The sequence below is a fragment of the Providencia xihuensis genome (genome assembly GCF_041953405.1).
In the GTDB taxonomy this organism is placed as follows: domain Bacteria; phylum Pseudomonadota; class Gammaproteobacteria; order Enterobacterales; family Enterobacteriaceae; genus Providencia; species Providencia vermicola.
Genome location: NZ_CP169565.1, coordinates 326556 through 342356 on the forward strand (window position 1 = coordinate 326556; position 15801 = coordinate 342356).

Sequence of the window (15801 nt, forward strand, 5' to 3'; positions counted from 1 at the left end):
CTTCTGTCATTTTAATGGCGGGGTTAGTCATCGAGCAAAAACAACATGAACACCACAGGAGCATACAGATGCGCTCTATTAAAAAAACAGGTCTACTTTCAGTAGGATTAACACTAGCAGCATTAGCAGTGTCGGCATCAGTACAAGCTAAAACATTAGTGTACTGTTCAGAAGGTTCGCCAGAAGGCTTTAACCCTCAGTTATTTACGTCTGGTACAACATACGATGCAAGTTCAATTCCGCTGTATAATCGTTTAGTTGAGTTTAAATTAGGTACTACAGAGATTGAGCCAGGCTTAGCAGAGAGCTGGGAAGTGAGTGATGATGGAAAAGTGTATACCTTCCACCTACGCAAAGGCGTGAAATGGCACTCAAACAAAGAATTCAAACCAACTCGTGACCTCAATGCGGATGATGTTATCTATACATTCATGCGTCAAAAAGATGCAAACCACCCATATCATAAAGTTTCTGGCGGTAGCTATGAGTATTTCATGGGAATGGATATGGATAAAATTATCGATAAAGTTGAAAAAGTCGATGATAACACAGTAAAAATTACACTAACTCGCCCTGAAGCACCATTCTTAGCGGATATGGCAATGGACTTCGCTTCCATTTTGTCTGCGGAATATGCTGACCAAATGTTGAAAGCAGGAACCCCTGAAAAAGTTGACTTAAACCCTATCGGAACGGGCCCTTTTGTTTTACAACAGTATCAAAAAGACTCCCGCATTTTATATAAAGCGAATGACCAATATTGGGGAACAAAACCAAAACTTGATCGCTTAGTGTTTTCAATCACGCCTGATGCTTCAGTACGTTATGCGAAACTGCAAAAAAATGAATGCCAAGTTATGCCATATCCAAATCCAGCTGACTTAGAGCGCATGAAACAAGACAAAGATATTACCTTGTTAGAGCAACCAGGTCTGAACGTGGGGTACCTCTCTTATAACGTAGAGAAAAAACCACTGGATAATCAAAAGGTTCGTCAAGCATTGTCAATGGCAGTGAATAAAGATGCGATCATCGAAGCGGTTTACCAAGGTGCAGGCCAAAAAGCGAAAAACCTGATCCCACCAACCATGTGGAGCTATAACGATGCCGTGAAGGATTATGAATATAATCCAGAAAAAGCCAAAGCACTGTTAGCAGAAGCAGGTTTCCCGAATGGGTTTGAAATTGATTTGTGGGCGATGCCAGTTCAGCGCCCATATAACCCAAATGCACGCCGCATGGCCGAAATGATCCAAGCAGACTGGGCGAAAGTTGGCGTGAAATCAAAAGTTGTTAGCTATGAGTGGGGTGAATACCTCAAGCGTGCTAAAGACGGTGAGCCACAAACGGTCATGATGGGTTGGACGGGTGACAATGGGGATCCAGACAACTTCTTTGCCACATTATTTAGCTGTGCTGCGAAAAAACAAGGCTCTAACTACTCCAAATGGTGTAACGAAAGCTTTGAAAACCTGATCCAGCCTGCTCGTATGACGGCAGATCATAACAAACGTGTTGAACTGTACAAACAAGCACAAGTCGTCATGCATGACCAAGCGCCAGCGCTGATCATTGCTCACTCAACTGTGTTTGAACCAGTGCGTAAAGAAGTGAAAGGCTATGTGGTTGATCCACTAGGTAAGCACCACTTCGAAAACGTCGACATCGAGAAGTAATCGTATCTAATCTGTCTATGCCCTTCGTTGCTGGTTTGGAACGAAGGGCGTTTTCTTCTTTAAAAGAAGCAGAGAAGTTCAGTTGTTTGTGAGCACCCAGAAAAGTGATTTTCTGAGTAGCCAAACGGACTAAGAGCCGTCAACGGCATTATTAAAGAGATTCAGGATATGCTGCAATTTATCCTCCGACGATTGGGGCTTGTGATCCCCACGTTTATCGGTATTACATTACTCACATTTGCTTTTGTCCATATGATCCCTGGGGATCCAGTCATGATCATGGCGGGCGAAAGAGGGTTATCCCCCGAAAGACACGCCTATCTAATGGCTGAATTAGGGCTCGATCAGCCACTTTGGAAACAATACCTGCATTATATCAATGGCATATTTCATGGCGATTTAGGGATTTCCCTAAAAAGTCGCATTGGCGTATGGGAAGAATTTGTTCCACGCTTTTTAGCAACTGTCGAATTAGCCACCTGTGCCATGATTTTCGCGATTTCTGTTGGCATCCCTGTTGGGGTATTAGCCGCAGTTAAACGCGGGTCGATTTTTGACCACACCGCGATTGGACTTTCCTTAACAGGTTATTCAATGCCGATTTTCTGGTGGGGGATCATGCTCATCATGTTAGTGTCGGTACAGCTTGACTTGACGCCTGTTGCAGGGCGGGTAAGTGACACAGTTTTCCTTGATGATTCACAACCACTCACGGGTTTTATGCTTATTGATACCCTAATTTGGGGGGAAAGCGGTGATTTTGTTGATGCGTTAGAACACCTTATCTTGCCATCCATTGTATTGGGGACGATCCCATTAGCCGTTATTGTGCGAATGACACGTTCTTCCATGTTGGAAGTATTGGGTGAAGACTACATCCGTACCGCACGAGCGAAAGGCTTAGGCCGTGCAAGGGTTATCCTTATTCATGCTTTACGTAATGCTTTGTTGCCAGTGGTCACCGTGATTGGCTTACAGGTTGGGGTTATGCTAGCGGGGGCTATTTTGACCGAAACCATTTTCTCATGGCCAGGGCTAGGCCGTTGGTTAATCGAAGGGCTACAACGCCGTGATTACCCTGTTGTTCAAGGTGGTGTGTTGCTTGTTGCCACATTGATTATCTTCGTTAACTTAGTGGTCGACGTGCTGTACGGCATTGTAAACCCAAGAATTCGTCATAAGAAATAAGGAGCGCTAAATGTCTCAATCTACTGAGCCAACCGTTGTCAGCGCCCCACAGCCGATGACACCGTTACAAGAATTTTGGCACTATTTTAAACGCAACAAAGGGGCAGTTGTTGGGATGTTTTACATCATCCTGATGGTGCTAATCGCGATTTTTGCAGGAGTACTCGCCCCTCATGCTCCAGATGAACAATTCCGTGACTTTTTACTTGCCCCACCAGTTTGGCAAGAGGGCGGAACGTGGCAATTTATTTTAGGCACCGATGACGTTGGGCGCGATTTATTATCTCGCTTGATGTATGGCGCCCGTTTATCACTGCTAGTTGGTTGCCTTGTGGTCGTGCTTTCACTGATCATGGGGGTAACAATTGGTGTGATTGCGGGTTACTTTGGTGGTGTCGTTGATGCGCTGATTATGCGTGTTGTCGATATCATGTTGGCGTTGCCAAGCCTATTATTGGCCTTAGTGCTAGTGGCTATTTTTGGCCCTTCTATTGTGAATGCTTCTATTGCATTGACATTCGTGGCATTGCCTCACTATATCCGTTTGACGCGTGCAGCCGTTTTGGTCGAAGTAAACCGTGATTATGTGACCGCTTCACGTGTTGCTGGTGCAGGGGCTATTCGTCAGATGTTTGTCAATATTTTACCTAACTGCCTCGCGCCCTTGATTGTTCAGGCATCGTTAGGGTTTTCGAATGCTATTTTAGATATGGCTGCTTTGGGTTTCCTTGGTATGGGGGCTCAACCTCCAACGCCAGAGTGGGGAACAATGCTGTCTGATGTGTTGCAGTTTGCACAGAGCGCATGGTGGGTCGTGACGTTCCCAGGATTAGCAATTTTATTAACTGTATTAGCGTTTAACCTGATGGGCGATGGTTTGCGTGATGCATTTGATCCAAAACTCAAGCAGTGATGAGGTAATTTAATGGCACTGTTAAATGTAGAACAACTTTCGGTACATTTCGGCGACGACAAAGCTCCGTTTCGCGCCGTTGATCGGATCAGCTATAGCGTTGAAAAAGGCCAAGTCGTCGGGATTGTTGGCGAGTCAGGTTCAGGAAAATCGGTTAGCTCTTTAGCCATTATGGGGTTAATTGACTATCCTGGAAAAGTGATGGCGGACTCATTAAAGTTTGATGGCCGTGATTTATTGTCTATCCCTGAGAAAGAGCGCCGACAAATTGTCGGTGCCGATGTTGCGATGATTTTCCAAGATCCGATGACCAGCTTGAACCCGTGCTTTACAGTGGGTTATCAAATCATGGAAGCATTAAAAGTTCATCAAGGTGGTAATAAAGGTACTCGTAAGCAACGAGCGATTGATCTACTTGATATGGTGGGGATCCCTGATCCTGAATCACGCTTGGATGTGTATCCGCACCAGTTATCGGGTGGGATGAGCCAACGAGTGATGATTGCGATGGCGATTGCCTGTCGTCCTAAGTTATTGATTGCAGATGAGCCAACAACCGCACTGGATGTGACGATTCAAGCACAGATTATTGAATTATTGTTGGAGTTACAACAGCAAGAAAATATGGCTCTGGTACTGATTACTCACGACCTTGCATTGGTTGCTGAAGCCGCTCACCACATTATCGTGATGTATGCAGGGCAAGTTGTCGAGTCAGCAAAAGCGAGTGATATCTTTAAACATCCTCGTCACCCTTATACACAGGCGCTATTACGTGCGCTCCCTGAATTTGCGACGAATAAATCACGTTTAGCTTCACTCCCAGGCGTAGTTCCTGGTAAATATGACAGGCCAACGGGTTGCTTGCTCAATCCGCGTTGCCCGTATGCCACAGAGAAATGCCGCCAAGAAGAGCCAATGTTACAAACCGTTGGTGATCGCCAAGTTAAATGCCATATGCCGCTTGATGATATGGGGAGGCCAACACTATGAGTGACAAACATGCAGCACCACTGCTAAAAGCCGTGGACTTGAAAAAGTATTATTCCGTTAAAAAAGGTGTGTTTGGTGCAGAAAAAACGCTAAAAGCACTGGATGGCGTTTCATTTGAGCTCGAAAGGGGCAAAACATTAGCCGTTGTAGGTGAGTCGGGTTGTGGTAAATCCACATTAGGCCGCTTGCTGACGATGATTGAGCAACCTTCAGATGGCGAGTTGTATTACCAAGATCAAAACCTGTTAGTTAAAGATAAATCAGCTGAAAAATTACGTCGTCAAAAAATTCAAATCGTCTTTCAAAACCCGTATGGGTCTTTGAATCCACGTAAAAAAGTGGGACAAATATTGGAAGAGCCATTAGTGATTAATACATCGCTTTCGAAAGAAGAGCGGAAAGAAAAAGTATTATCGATGATGGCTAAAGTCGGTTTGAAAACAGAGCATTATAGCCGTTATCCGCATATGTTTTCAGGTGGTCAGCGTCAACGGATTGCAATTGCACGCGGTTTGATGCTTGACCCTGATATTGTGGTGGCTGATGAGCCTGTCTCTGCGCTAGATGTGTCTGTACGTGCTCAAGTGTTAAATTTAATGATGGATCTTCAACAGGATTTAGGCTTGTCTTATGTGTTTATTTCCCATGATTTATCCGTGGTGGAACACATTGCCGATGAGGTGATGGTGATGTATTTGGGGCGTTGTGTGGAAAAAGGGACGAAAGAGCAGATTTTTAACAATCCTCTGCACCCTTATACACAAGCATTACTTTCGGCAACCCCAAGGCTGAACCCAGATTCACGTCGTGAACGCATTAAATTAACGGGAGAATTGCCAAGTCCGTTGAACCCACCTCCTGGCTGTGCTTTTGCTGCACGTTGCCGCCGTGCATTTAGCCAATGTACACAATTTCAACCGACACTGAAAGAATATGACCAGCAGCTTGTCGCATGTTTTGCTGTCGATGAAGACGAAAAACACACGATTGTTGTAAGTTAAATTTTTGAATGGCAGAAAGTCCCTCTTTCTGCCATTTTATTTGTGGAGTTAGTGCATAATTCTCTTCGAGCTGTATCTTATCTTAAATATCCAATCTTTCTTTTTAAATTACTCTTTTGCAGATAAAATCAAGTATACTGACAGATGTTTTTCGTTCTTCTTTAAAAAGCGACTTGATTAGGAAGGTTGTGGCCAAATGAATACGCAAGTCCAACGCTCACTAACATTAAAAAGTATGGTTGCATTTTTTGCGATTACATTACTCTCACTTGCGCTTTTTTTAGCTATTCAATTCAGTTACTTACTAGAGCAGCGCAAGCAGGATTACTTGGGTCAGCTCAGTAATGCTGTTGTGCAAATTCAAAAACCATTAACAGATTCTCTGCTAAGCTCAGATCTTAACGAAGCGAAAAAGTTGCTTGTGAGCTTAAAAACCTCTGGCATTATGGGAAAAGCGATAGTTACTGTTGATGATGCTACCGTCATGAATTTAAGTTTTGCGACGCCAAAGCCGATACCTGAATGGGTAGAGTATATTGTGGGCATTCCTGTGGAAATGACAGTGCCATTATATGCTTATGGCAATGTTGTGCTACAAGCCAAGCCTCAAGGCTATTTGACCTTACAGGTAGATTCGAACCGAGTTTATCGATTTGCACTAAATACGCTTGCTTTAATGACGACCACTTATTTGTTGTTGGTATTGATTATCGCAATTGCGATGACCTGGTGTGTTAGTCGTATGATTGTTAGGCCATTACGTAAAATAGCGATTGAATTGCAAACTAATGAATCGGTAAATCAAGTCACCGTATCTAGCTATCATCACGATGATGAGCTTGGTTTATTGGCAAAAGGTTATAATCGTCAAAGAAAACAACAAAATTCAGACTAAGCCATGAACATGCTTTCAGCTTTATGGTCTAATATCGTTAGAGTGGTGGCAATGAAAGATTGGATAAAGCCATACGATATCGTTTAACCCAGTAAGTTCGCGTTTTTCGTTAACTTGTTCGTTGTAATTTGCGGTTAAATATAAAGATATAAAACACATAGGGGTTTACATGCAGGGCTTGAAAGTTCGGTATATTATCAGTGTTGTATTACTGTCAGTTGCGCAATTTGCGCAGGCTGAACCGTTACAACCCGATCCAGCATGGCAGCAAGGAAAGCTAGAAAATGGCTTTAGCTGGCAATTATTACAAACACCACAGCGCCCGAATGACCGTATTCAGCTCAGGTTAGCCATTAAAGCAGGTTCATTATCAGAAAAAGCGAGTGAAAAAGGTTATAGCTATTTAATCCCTAAAATGGCGCTACTTCACCAAACAGAAGCATTTCCGACGGCGACTTTACAAGAGTTTTGGCGACAGGCGACCGATCCAGATATGCCAATTCCTCCTGCCGTGGTTTCTTATGACTACACGATTTACAGCTTAAGTTTACCGAACAACCGTCCTGATTTAATTAAACAGGCGCTGAGTTGGCTGTCAACATCAGTAGCAGGTGCAACATACACAGAAGCAGCATTGCACAATGGGCTAGAAGCTCAAAATGTGCCTGTCGCAACGCTACCATTAAATGCGAATGATCCCGTTTGGCGTGCGCGTTTGAAGGGTTCAGCCATGATGGGATATGACCCAGGCCAGAAACCTAGTGGGAATGTTGATCTCGCAGGTGTGAATGATTTTTACCAAAAATGGTACACGCCAGATGTGATGACACTCTATGTGGCGGGGCATGTGGATTCACGGATGTTGTCCGATACAATCTCACAAACTTTCTCTGGGCTGCAAGGAAGACGTTCAGAACCTGTTTCTGTGGCGGTATTATCCACCGTTAAGCCGCAGTCTATTGATATCCTGCAGGATCAACCAGCACAAGATACCCTGTCTTTAATTTGGGATATTGATTGGTTACCAATTAATGATTCAAACATTTTATTGCGTTATTGGGCGAGTGATTTAGCGCGTGAAGCAGTTTACCGTACGTTACAAAAATCATTTAACCAAAAATTCAATCAAGATGAAGTTGTCCCTGGTTTAGATTGCCGAGTTCAATATCAAAAAGCGACTTGTACGCTTACCGTTACAGCAGCGCCAGAAAAAATGGCTGCAGTAACAGACCTTGTAGCGAGTGAACTGGCAGCAATTAATCAAAACGGGATTTCACCTGAGTTGTTCGATGAGATGATCAAAGAAAAACAGGTGCAGTTGTCTCAGTTGTTTGCTGCGTATGCACGCACCAGTACGGATGTTCTGATTAGCCAGCGTTTGATTTCCCAGCAAAATGGTGTTGTGGATATCGCACCAGAGCAATATCAACGCTTAAGGCAGGCTTTTTTAGCTGCACAAAGCCTTGAGCAAGTGAATATGGAAGCGAGACGTTTGCTGTCCCAAGAGGCTGCTTTTGTTTTAGCACAGCCTAAAGATAAGCAAACCATGGATGCAGAACAAATTCGCCAGAAATTCAATAAAGTCCTTTGGCCGAAAATTCCTACAACTCCAGAGCCAACTCCAGTTGCGCCAGCAACTCCAGCTGCCCAATAATCGATAAAAAGATAGCCTGCGTAAATACACAGGCTATCTTTGAGGTTGTTGACAAAGCAGGATAAAAGCGTGGTTTTCCTGCTTTGTGTTATCAGCCAAAAATCAATGAATTGATTTTTCTCGTTTATTTTCAAAACCAATCCAACCTGCAGTCAAGCCTAATCGGTTTGTCAGCAGTCTGAAATATAGCCTGCGCAAATACACAGGCTATCTTTCTTCCCAATAATTATTGTTCAGTTAATAATGTTTCAATCACGCTAATCAGTGTGTCTCTTGATTCTTTGTCATCCACAAAGCCCGCAGCACTGGTTTTTGTTGCTGGTGAATAGTAGGCCACAGACCCCCAAAAACCTAAATGCGAATAAAGGGTTATACCGTTAACTTCACTCGCCATAATACCCAAGCGATAGCTTTCGGCATCTTTATGGGAACCGACACTTAACATAGTTTTTAGCGTTTCGTGTGAAGCAAAAACTTGCCCTTCAAATAAGGCTTCTAAAAATTGGGCCATTTGTTTGGCTGACATAATCAACCCGCCGCCGCCATAGACATCCATAGAGGCATGAATATGCGTCCCTTCAAACTTACCAAGGTATTGTTTTGCCCTTGGCGATGCACTTTGTGGTGGTTGTTCTAAATATTCCCAGTAAGCACTTTCTAGGCCGATTTTATCAAACTTGAGTAATTCTCGAACAGCTTGACCAAGGGATTGTCCTGTTATTCGCTCGATAATATCGCCGAGTAGAATGTATCCAGTATCTGAATAAATAAAAGACTCTGAGGGGGCGATAAAGGGGAACTGCTTACGTACATACATCTCAACTTGTTCAAGGCGGCTCCATTGGTAATCTGGGCGCTTTATAACCTCTTTAAGGTAATCTGCATCAGCGTGGTCGAGTAACCCGCTACTGTGGTTGAGTAAATGGCGAACGGTGATTTGTTGGGTGTTGTATTGAGTACTCAGTAATGAATCATATTGTGGGTCAATCAGCTTGGAAATAGCATCATCAATATTGATTTTTCCCATTTCAGCTAAACGTAAAATTGCCGCAGCGGTAAAGGTTTTCGTATTACTCGCTATGCGTAATGGGGTATCGACGGTAAGCGGGGCGTTATCCAGTGATGCACCTCTGGCACAAAATGTACCAACGCTTTTTTTAAGTTGGTTATGGTAGTAGAGAGCTACCCTGCAGGATAAGTTTTCCAGTTGTGGGATTACGTTTGTCATCAAAAGTCCTTATCAGGCCGTCAATTGGGAATTTCCCATATTACCCATTACGCGAAGACGTGATGCACGCTTTAAATGCGCTAAATGCGGGTACGTGGTAATTCTCACGATAAATCAACAGAGTGTTACAGGTGGTGATTGGAATACGGCCTAATCGCAATGGCGAAATTGGCATCGACTCGATAAGGTGTTTGGGCAATAGTGCGACACAGCTTCCCGCAGTGACGCAAGCAATCATGGCGTGGTAAGAATTCATCTCCTGAATATTCCAGTCTAAATTAGCGGGGATCCCCAACCACTGCTCGGCAATATTGCGATAACTGCATCCTTGGGTAAATGCGGCGAGTGAACGAGTCTTAATATCAGCATTATGGCGAGCACTGTGGTCGTGTTCAGGGAGTAACAATTGCAATTCTTCCTGCCAAATAGCCTCTGTTTTAATACCCATTTGTGAAAACTGACTAGGCTCATAGAGTGAAGAAGGTAGGGCAACAAAAGCACAATCCAGTTTTCCTGTATGCACTTGCTCAAGGAGCGATAGAGAAGACCCCGTGCGTAATAATAATCGCGTGGTTGGGTTTTGTTGGTGAAATTGCGCTAGTGGTAAAGGTAACCGACAAGCCGCTGTACTTTCCATACTCCCAATTCGTAATTGTCCACCATCTTGGCCACCGCTTATCACATGGCGAGCTTCTTCTTCTAATGCGAGCAGGCGCTGCGCATAATCAAGAAATTGCCTACCTGCTTCGGAAAGCTCAAGGCGTTTATTTTGACGGATAAAAAGTGACTCGCCCAAATCCGCTTCCAATTGTTGGATTCGGGTGGTGATATTTGATGGCACGCGGCCTAACCGAGTCGCCGCACGCGTAATGCTGAGCTCGACGGCAACAGTGCAAAATATTTTTAGAGATTCAGAGTTCATTTTCTTTTTATGTGAATATTATGCTATGTTTATTCTTTAAATAAGAACATAAAGTGTACCCTGACATTGAGATAAAGGAAAGATAATGAATAACTCAAATGCATTTCTACAGCGCTTAGGTTTACGCTATCCCATCATTCAAGCACCGATGGCGGTTGTTTCAACACCTGCATTGGCTGCTGCGGTTTCAGAAGCAGGTGGTTTGGGGTCATTAGCGTTAGGTGCCAGTTCTGTTGAACAAGCTCGGCAATTGATTACACAAACGAAAGCCCTAACAGACAAAGCGTTTAATGTGAATGTATTTTGCCATCTAACGCCCAAACGCAGCCAAGCAAATGAACAAGAATGGGTTGATTATTTATCACCACAATTCTCGCAATTTAATGCGCAGCCGCCTGAACAATTGGGTGAAATTTACCTCTCATTTCTCGACAATCCCGACATGTTGGCTTTGTTCCTTGAAATGAAGCCACCAGTAGTCAGTTTTCACTTCAATGTGCCATCAGCCGAGGTTGTTAGTCAGTTAAAAGCCCAGGGGATTTATACCATGGCTGCGGCAACCAATCTGCAAGAAGCTCAGGCGATTGAAAAAGTAGGTATTGATGCGATAGTTGCACAGGGGATTGAAGCAGGTGGTCATCGTGGGATGTTTGATGTAAAAGCGCCTGATGATGAACTTACTACGCAAGCGCTGGTGAAATTATTGTCACAGCATACCCATCTGCCAATTATCGCTACGGGTGGGATTATGAATGGCCAAGATATCAAAGCCGCATTAGGCAATGGTGCGGCAGCCGCACAGCTTGGCACCGCATTTTTGTTATGTCCTGAGTCTGCGACGAATGCGGGCTATCGTGCAAAATTAAAACAGCAAACAACAGATAATACCGCGTTAACATCGGCGATTTCTGGACGTCCAGCTCGTGGAATTATAAATTCGTTTATGGAAGCAGGAAAAAAATATGAACCGAGTAAATTGCCAGATTACCCAATCGCCTATGATGTGGGTAAGCAGCTGAATGCTGCCGCGACAAAAGCAGGGAGTGACGAATTTGCGGCTCACTGGGCAGGCCAAAATGTGGCGAAGGTACGTGAATTGCCCGCCGCTGAATTAGTCGAGATACTGGCTAAAGAGTTACAAACGTCGTTTGATTAGGCAAATCAGGGGGATAGTTCCCCCTGATTAAATGATTAGAGTGTGGCTTCTTGTTGTGAGCCTTTGGGTTCGTCCGTCGCAATCCATGCGGCACAAAATAAGGTTAAGCGAGCAAAGAAGTAGAAGAACGCCATTAGACCCAGCACAGAACCAAATGCGGCACCTGAAGGTGATGACGCCAAATTTGGTAAAATCCACGTCATTACTGATTTAATAATTTCAAAGCCAATCGCGGCTAATAGTGTGCCTTTGAACAAGGAACGGCGGCGGTGTTGCATGCGTGGTAGGATCCAAAATATCCATAAAAACAACAGGAAGTTTGCTGTGATGGATATTCCTAAACCGATTAACGTCCACGCTGGTTTTAGCCACTCAATACCATCTAAGCCCAGTGTGCTGACGATGGTGGCTTGAGCTGAACCTGCAACGGATGTCAGGGTAATGGTGACAATCAGCGCAATTAATAGGCCAATTAAAGCAAAAAAATCACGAATGTAGCGGAAAACGATATTTTCTTGTTCATCTTCATTTCGTTCCCAAACAGGCCTTGATTGCGCCAAAATCGCTAACCGTAAGTTATTCACCCAGTTAACGCCTGAATACACGGCTAGTGCCAAACCTGTTAAACCAACTGTTGTCCGCTGGCGAATTGCGGTATCAATTGTTCTTTCTAATGTATTGGCGAGAGTAGGGTCAGTAATATTGGCAGAGATGCTGCGAACCAGTTTTTCAAGGAGTTCAGGATTACTGGCTAACACAAAACCTGCGGCAGCAAAGGAGAACATCAATACAGGAATTAACGAGAGAAAAGAAAAGTAGGTGATTGCGGCGCCAAACTGGTTGCCCATGCGGTCAGTAAAACGCTGTGCGGTACGAATTAAATGTGCAATAAAAGGGATTGCGGTAACAAAATTCACCACACGCATAGAAAAAGTGAGCGCTTTTTTACTGCCATCGAGGCTTTTTGTCAGTGTCGCTTTCAGTTTATTGGTTTCTTTTTGTTCGTCTTCCTGCCTATCTGACATTGATGTCCCTCTTATTTTTACTGCTAAATTAGTGCAGTATTTCGAGCAATTTGCTGTTTATTAACGATAACCTGCCATTACTATAGCGTAAATTTATGGATAACTTTACTCCAATGCCGATTTTTCAATGAAAACAGGCATTGAAGTGCGGTTAATAATGAAATGAGAAAGACTAAAGTGCGTCTTTGTAGGTTTGTAATTCGGCTTGTGCTTGTTTTAATTCTTCTTGTGCTTCAGCTAATTTGCGCTCACGTTTTTCGATTTTACTGCGGTCATTGCCCTTTATTTTTTCTTCTTGTAACTCCGCTTCGCGCTCTTGGACTTTTTCGGTTTTTTCTGCGACATCTTTTTGACTATCACGGTATAAAGATTCAGGTGTGCAATAACGGTTTACATTGTTTAACGCCTGTTCTAAACCATTAACACGATATTGGTTACCATGTTGTTTGGCATATTTAATTTGTTCTTCGATATTTTGTTTTTTAATTTCACAGCCATTTTGGCCTTTAGCCGCCATTGCTGAAGTGCTAGTAAAAAAAACAGCAGAAATTGCGGTGATGATGAGTAACTTTTTCATTTTTTTTCCCTTAAATGTGTCAAAATTTGTGTTTAGGATAGCGTTTTATCGCATTTAGGTCATGCGGATTTTACTGATTTTATGACTGTGACAATTATGACCAAATTTCGCTATAATGGCGCACAAGAATCAATACGGCCTATTTTTTATTCAAAAAGGCGCTCTTTTACGCATTTATTTAATAGTAACCACAATGGTGGTTAGTGTTGAATTTCCTCAGGAAATAAACGTTACATGTTAAGTTATCGTCATAGCTTTCACGCAGGCAACCATGCTGATGTGTTAAAACACACAGTACAGAGCTTGATCATCGAATCTTTGAAAGAGAAAGAAAAACCGTTTTTATATTTAGATACGCACTCAGGAGCGGGTCGTTATCAATTAACGGGTGAACATGCAGAAAAAACCGGTGAATACCTCGAGGGAATTGCACGTATTTGGGCGCAGCCGGATTTACCTGAAGAATTACTGCCGTATATGAATATCGTGCGTCGGCTTAACGATGGTGGGCGTTTACGTTATTATCCGGGTTCGCCGTTATTAGCCAAATTTTTATTACGCGAACACGATAAACTGGTATTAACTGAATTACACACCAGCGACTATCCTTTATTACGTGGTGAGTTTTTGAAAGATAGGCGTGCGCAAGTTTCACGGGAAGATGGCTATCAACAGTTGAAATCAAAATTACCTCCGCACAGCCGCCGTGGTTTTGCTTTGATGGATCCGCCCTATGAGATGAAATCAGATTATGAAGCGGTCGTGAAAGCGGTTGCGGAAGGGTATAAACGCTTCGCAACAGGCACTTATGCAATTTGGTACCCAGTGGTATTGCGCCAGCAAATTAAGCGCATGGTCAACCAATTAGAAGCGACAGGCATTCGTAAAATTCTACAAATTGAGTTAGCTGTGCGTCCTGATAGCGACCAGCGCGGTATGACGGCATCAGGAATGATTGTTATTAATCCACCTTGGAAACTCGAGCAGCAAATGAAAAACGTGCTGCCATGGTTGCACAAAACACTGGTTCCAGAAGGAACAGGGCATACCTTAGTTGAGTGGATTGTGCCTGAGTAATTCACCTAATTAATAGGCCATACCAATTGAAATAACAGGTGTGGTCTATCGTAAATCGCTATTTATCTCATGACAATGAATAGCGACCTGCGAGAAAATGAATTAATAAGTCATTCAATAAATGGGAATAACCAAATTATGAGCAAACATTACGACTATATTGCAATTGGTGGCGGAAGCGGTGGTATTGCATCGATGAACCGTGCGGCGATGTATGGACAAAAATGTGCCTTAATTGAGGCGAAAGCATTAGGCGGAACATGCGTTAACGTCGGCTGTGTGCCGAAAAAAGTGATGTGGCATGCGGCGCAGATTTCAGAAGCCATTCGCAACTATGGTCCTGATTATGGTTTCGACACTACCATCAACCGTTTTGATTGGAAAACCTTAATTGAGAGTCGTACTGCTTATATTGATCGTATTCACCAATCCTATGACCGTGTATTAGGGAATAATAAAGTGGATGTGATCAGCGGTTTTGCGCGTTTTGTGGATGCGCATACTGTTGAAGTGGATGGTGAAACCTATACTGCCGATCATATTTTGATTGCAACAGGTGGTCGTCCTGTGATCCCTGCGATCCCAGGTGCAGAGTACGGCATGACTTCCGATGGTTTCTTCGAACTGGCGGATTTACCAAAACGCGTGGCGGTTGTTGGCGCGGGTTATATTGCCGTTGAACTGGCGGGTGTATTAAATGGTTTAGGGGCTGAAGCGCATTTATTTGTCCGTAAACATGCGCCATTGCGTTCATTTGACCCACTGATTGTCGAAACGCTGGTGGAAGTGATGAACACCGAAGGGCCAAAACTGCACACTGAATCAATTCCAAAAGAAGTGGTGAAAAATGCCGATGGTTCATTGACGTTGAAATTGGAAAACGGCCATCAACAGACTGTCGATGCATTAATTTGGGCTATTGGTCGTGAGCCAATGACAGATAACCTGAATATTGAAGCAACAGGTGTCGCGTTAAATGAAAAAGGCTACATCAAGGTCGATAAATACCAAAACACTAACGTTGCAGGTGTTTATGCGGTTGGTGATAACACGGGTGCAGTGGAATTAACACCAGTGGCGGTAGCCGCAGGGCGTCGTTTATCTGAGCGCTTGTTTAATAACAAGCCAGATGAGCACTTAGATTACAGTAATATCCCGACTGTTGTATTCTCGCATCCGCCAATTGGTACTGTCGGTTTAACCGAGCCAGAAGCCGTTGAAAAATATGGTGCAGACAATGTGAAAAGCTATAAATCATCGTTTACGGCGATGTATACCGCAGTGACTTCCCATCGCCAACCTTGCCGCATGAAGTTAGTTTGTGTTGGTGAAGATGAAAAGATTGTCGGAATTCATGGTATTGGTTTCGGTATGGATGAAATTCTTCAAGGTTTTGCGGTCGCATTAAAGATGGGCGCAACCAAGAAAGATTTCGATAATACCGTGGCTATCCATCCAACCGCAGCGGAAGAGTTTGTGACGATGCGTTAAGCATT

General features: G+C 43.6%; 14 protein-coding genes. 10 read left to right on the forward strand and 4 right to left on the reverse strand.

What is annotated here, in order from left to right; translation table 11 throughout:
* Positions 1 to 68 precede the first annotated feature (68 nt).
* From dppA to ACE2AL_RS01460, 7 genes are all read left to right on the forward strand, one after another.
* On the forward strand, positions 69 to 1676 hold the full coding sequence (gene dppA, locus ACE2AL_RS01430) for a dipeptide ABC transporter periplasmic-binding protein DppA (protein ID WP_272538933.1): 1608 nt from the start codon (positions 69 to 71) through the stop codon (positions 1674 to 1676).
* A gap of 168 nt (positions 1677 to 1844) precedes the next feature.
* A complete protein-coding gene (gene dppB, locus ACE2AL_RS01435; protein WP_206084845.1) occupies positions 1845 to 2864 on the forward strand; it encodes a dipeptide ABC transporter permease DppB in 1020 nt (339 codons plus the stop codon).
* Between the two features lie 10 nt (positions 2865 to 2874).
* Positions 2875 to 3777: a dipeptide ABC transporter permease DppC gene (dppC, locus tag ACE2AL_RS01440; RefSeq protein WP_206084844.1), complete on the forward strand. Its 903-nt coding sequence runs from the start codon at positions 2875 to 2877 to the stop codon at positions 3775 to 3777.
* 12 nt (positions 3778 to 3789) lie between these two features.
* Positions 3790 to 4770 (forward strand): dipeptide ABC transporter ATP-binding protein, encoded by a 981-nt coding sequence (gene dppD, locus ACE2AL_RS01445; RefSeq protein ID WP_206084843.1) that lies wholly within the window; start codon positions 3790 to 3792, stop codon positions 4768 to 4770.
* The gene (dppF, locus tag ACE2AL_RS01450; protein ID WP_206084842.1) at positions 4767 to 5771 is read left to right on the forward strand and encodes a dipeptide ABC transporter ATP-binding subunit DppF; all 1005 of its coding nucleotides are present in this window, start codon (positions 4767 to 4769) and stop codon (positions 5769 to 5771) included. The genes dppD and dppF overlap by 4 nt, the downstream gene beginning before the upstream one ends.
* A 196-nt stretch (positions 5772 to 5967) precedes the next feature.
* The gene (locus ACE2AL_RS01455; RefSeq protein ID WP_206084841.1) at positions 5968 to 6666 is read left to right on the forward strand and encodes a HAMP domain-containing protein; all 699 of its coding nucleotides are present in this window, start codon (positions 5968 to 5970) and stop codon (positions 6664 to 6666) included.
* A 169-nt stretch (positions 6667 to 6835) separates the two neighbouring features.
* Positions 6836 to 8320, forward strand: coding sequence for a pitrilysin family protein (locus ACE2AL_RS01460; protein WP_206084840.1), 1485 nt, complete (start codon positions 6836 to 6838; stop codon positions 8318 to 8320).
* Positions 8321 to 8546: 226 nt separating this feature from the next.
* Here ACE2AL_RS01460 and ACE2AL_RS01465 read toward each other — a convergent pair whose 3' ends face one another.
* Together ACE2AL_RS01465 and ACE2AL_RS01470 are read right to left on the reverse strand one after the other, a co-directional pair.
* Entirely contained in the window at positions 8547 to 9548 is a 1002-nt protein-coding gene (locus ACE2AL_RS01465; RefSeq protein ID WP_375083883.1) for a serine hydrolase domain-containing protein, read from the reverse strand.
* Between the two features lie 40 nt (positions 9549 to 9588).
* A complete protein-coding gene (locus ACE2AL_RS01470) occupies positions 9589 to 10470 on the reverse strand; it encodes a LysR family transcriptional regulator (protein ID WP_206084838.1) in 882 nt (293 codons plus the stop codon).
* 85 nt (positions 10471 to 10555) lie between these two features.
* On the opposite strand from ACE2AL_RS01470, the gene ACE2AL_RS01475 reads away from it, so the two are divergent.
* Positions 10556 to 11626 carry a nitronate monooxygenase family protein gene (locus ACE2AL_RS01475; protein WP_206084837.1) on the forward strand — a complete coding sequence of 357 codons (1071 nt, stop codon included), beginning with the start codon at positions 10556 to 10558 and terminating at the stop codon, positions 11624 to 11626.
* A 35-nt stretch (positions 11627 to 11661) separates the two neighbouring features.
* Here ACE2AL_RS01475 and yhjD read toward each other — a convergent pair whose 3' ends face one another.
* Positions 11662 to 12651, reverse strand: coding sequence for an inner membrane protein YhjD (gene yhjD / locus ACE2AL_RS01480; RefSeq protein WP_206084836.1), 990 nt, complete (start codon positions 12649 to 12651; stop codon positions 11662 to 11664).
* A gap of 172 nt (positions 12652 to 12823) precedes the next feature.
* Positions 12824 to 13228, reverse strand: coding sequence for a DUF1090 domain-containing protein (locus ACE2AL_RS01485; RefSeq protein ID WP_272538935.1), 405 nt, complete (start codon positions 13226 to 13228; stop codon positions 12824 to 12826).
* 234 nt (positions 13229 to 13462) lie between these two features.
* Between ACE2AL_RS01485 and ACE2AL_RS01490 the strand changes: the two genes are divergently transcribed.
* Together ACE2AL_RS01490 and gorA are read left to right on the forward strand one after the other, a co-directional pair.
* On the forward strand, positions 13463 to 14305 hold the full coding sequence (locus ACE2AL_RS01490; RefSeq protein WP_375083885.1) for a 23S rRNA (adenine(2030)-N(6))-methyltransferase RlmJ: 843 nt from the start codon (positions 13463 to 13465) through the stop codon (positions 14303 to 14305).
* Positions 14306 to 14443: 138 nt separating this feature from the next.
* Positions 14444 to 15796 (forward strand): glutathione-disulfide reductase, encoded by a 1353-nt coding sequence (gene gorA / locus ACE2AL_RS01495; RefSeq protein ID WP_272538937.1) that lies wholly within the window; start codon positions 14444 to 14446, stop codon positions 15794 to 15796.
* Positions 15797 to 15801: the final 5 nt, after the last annotated feature.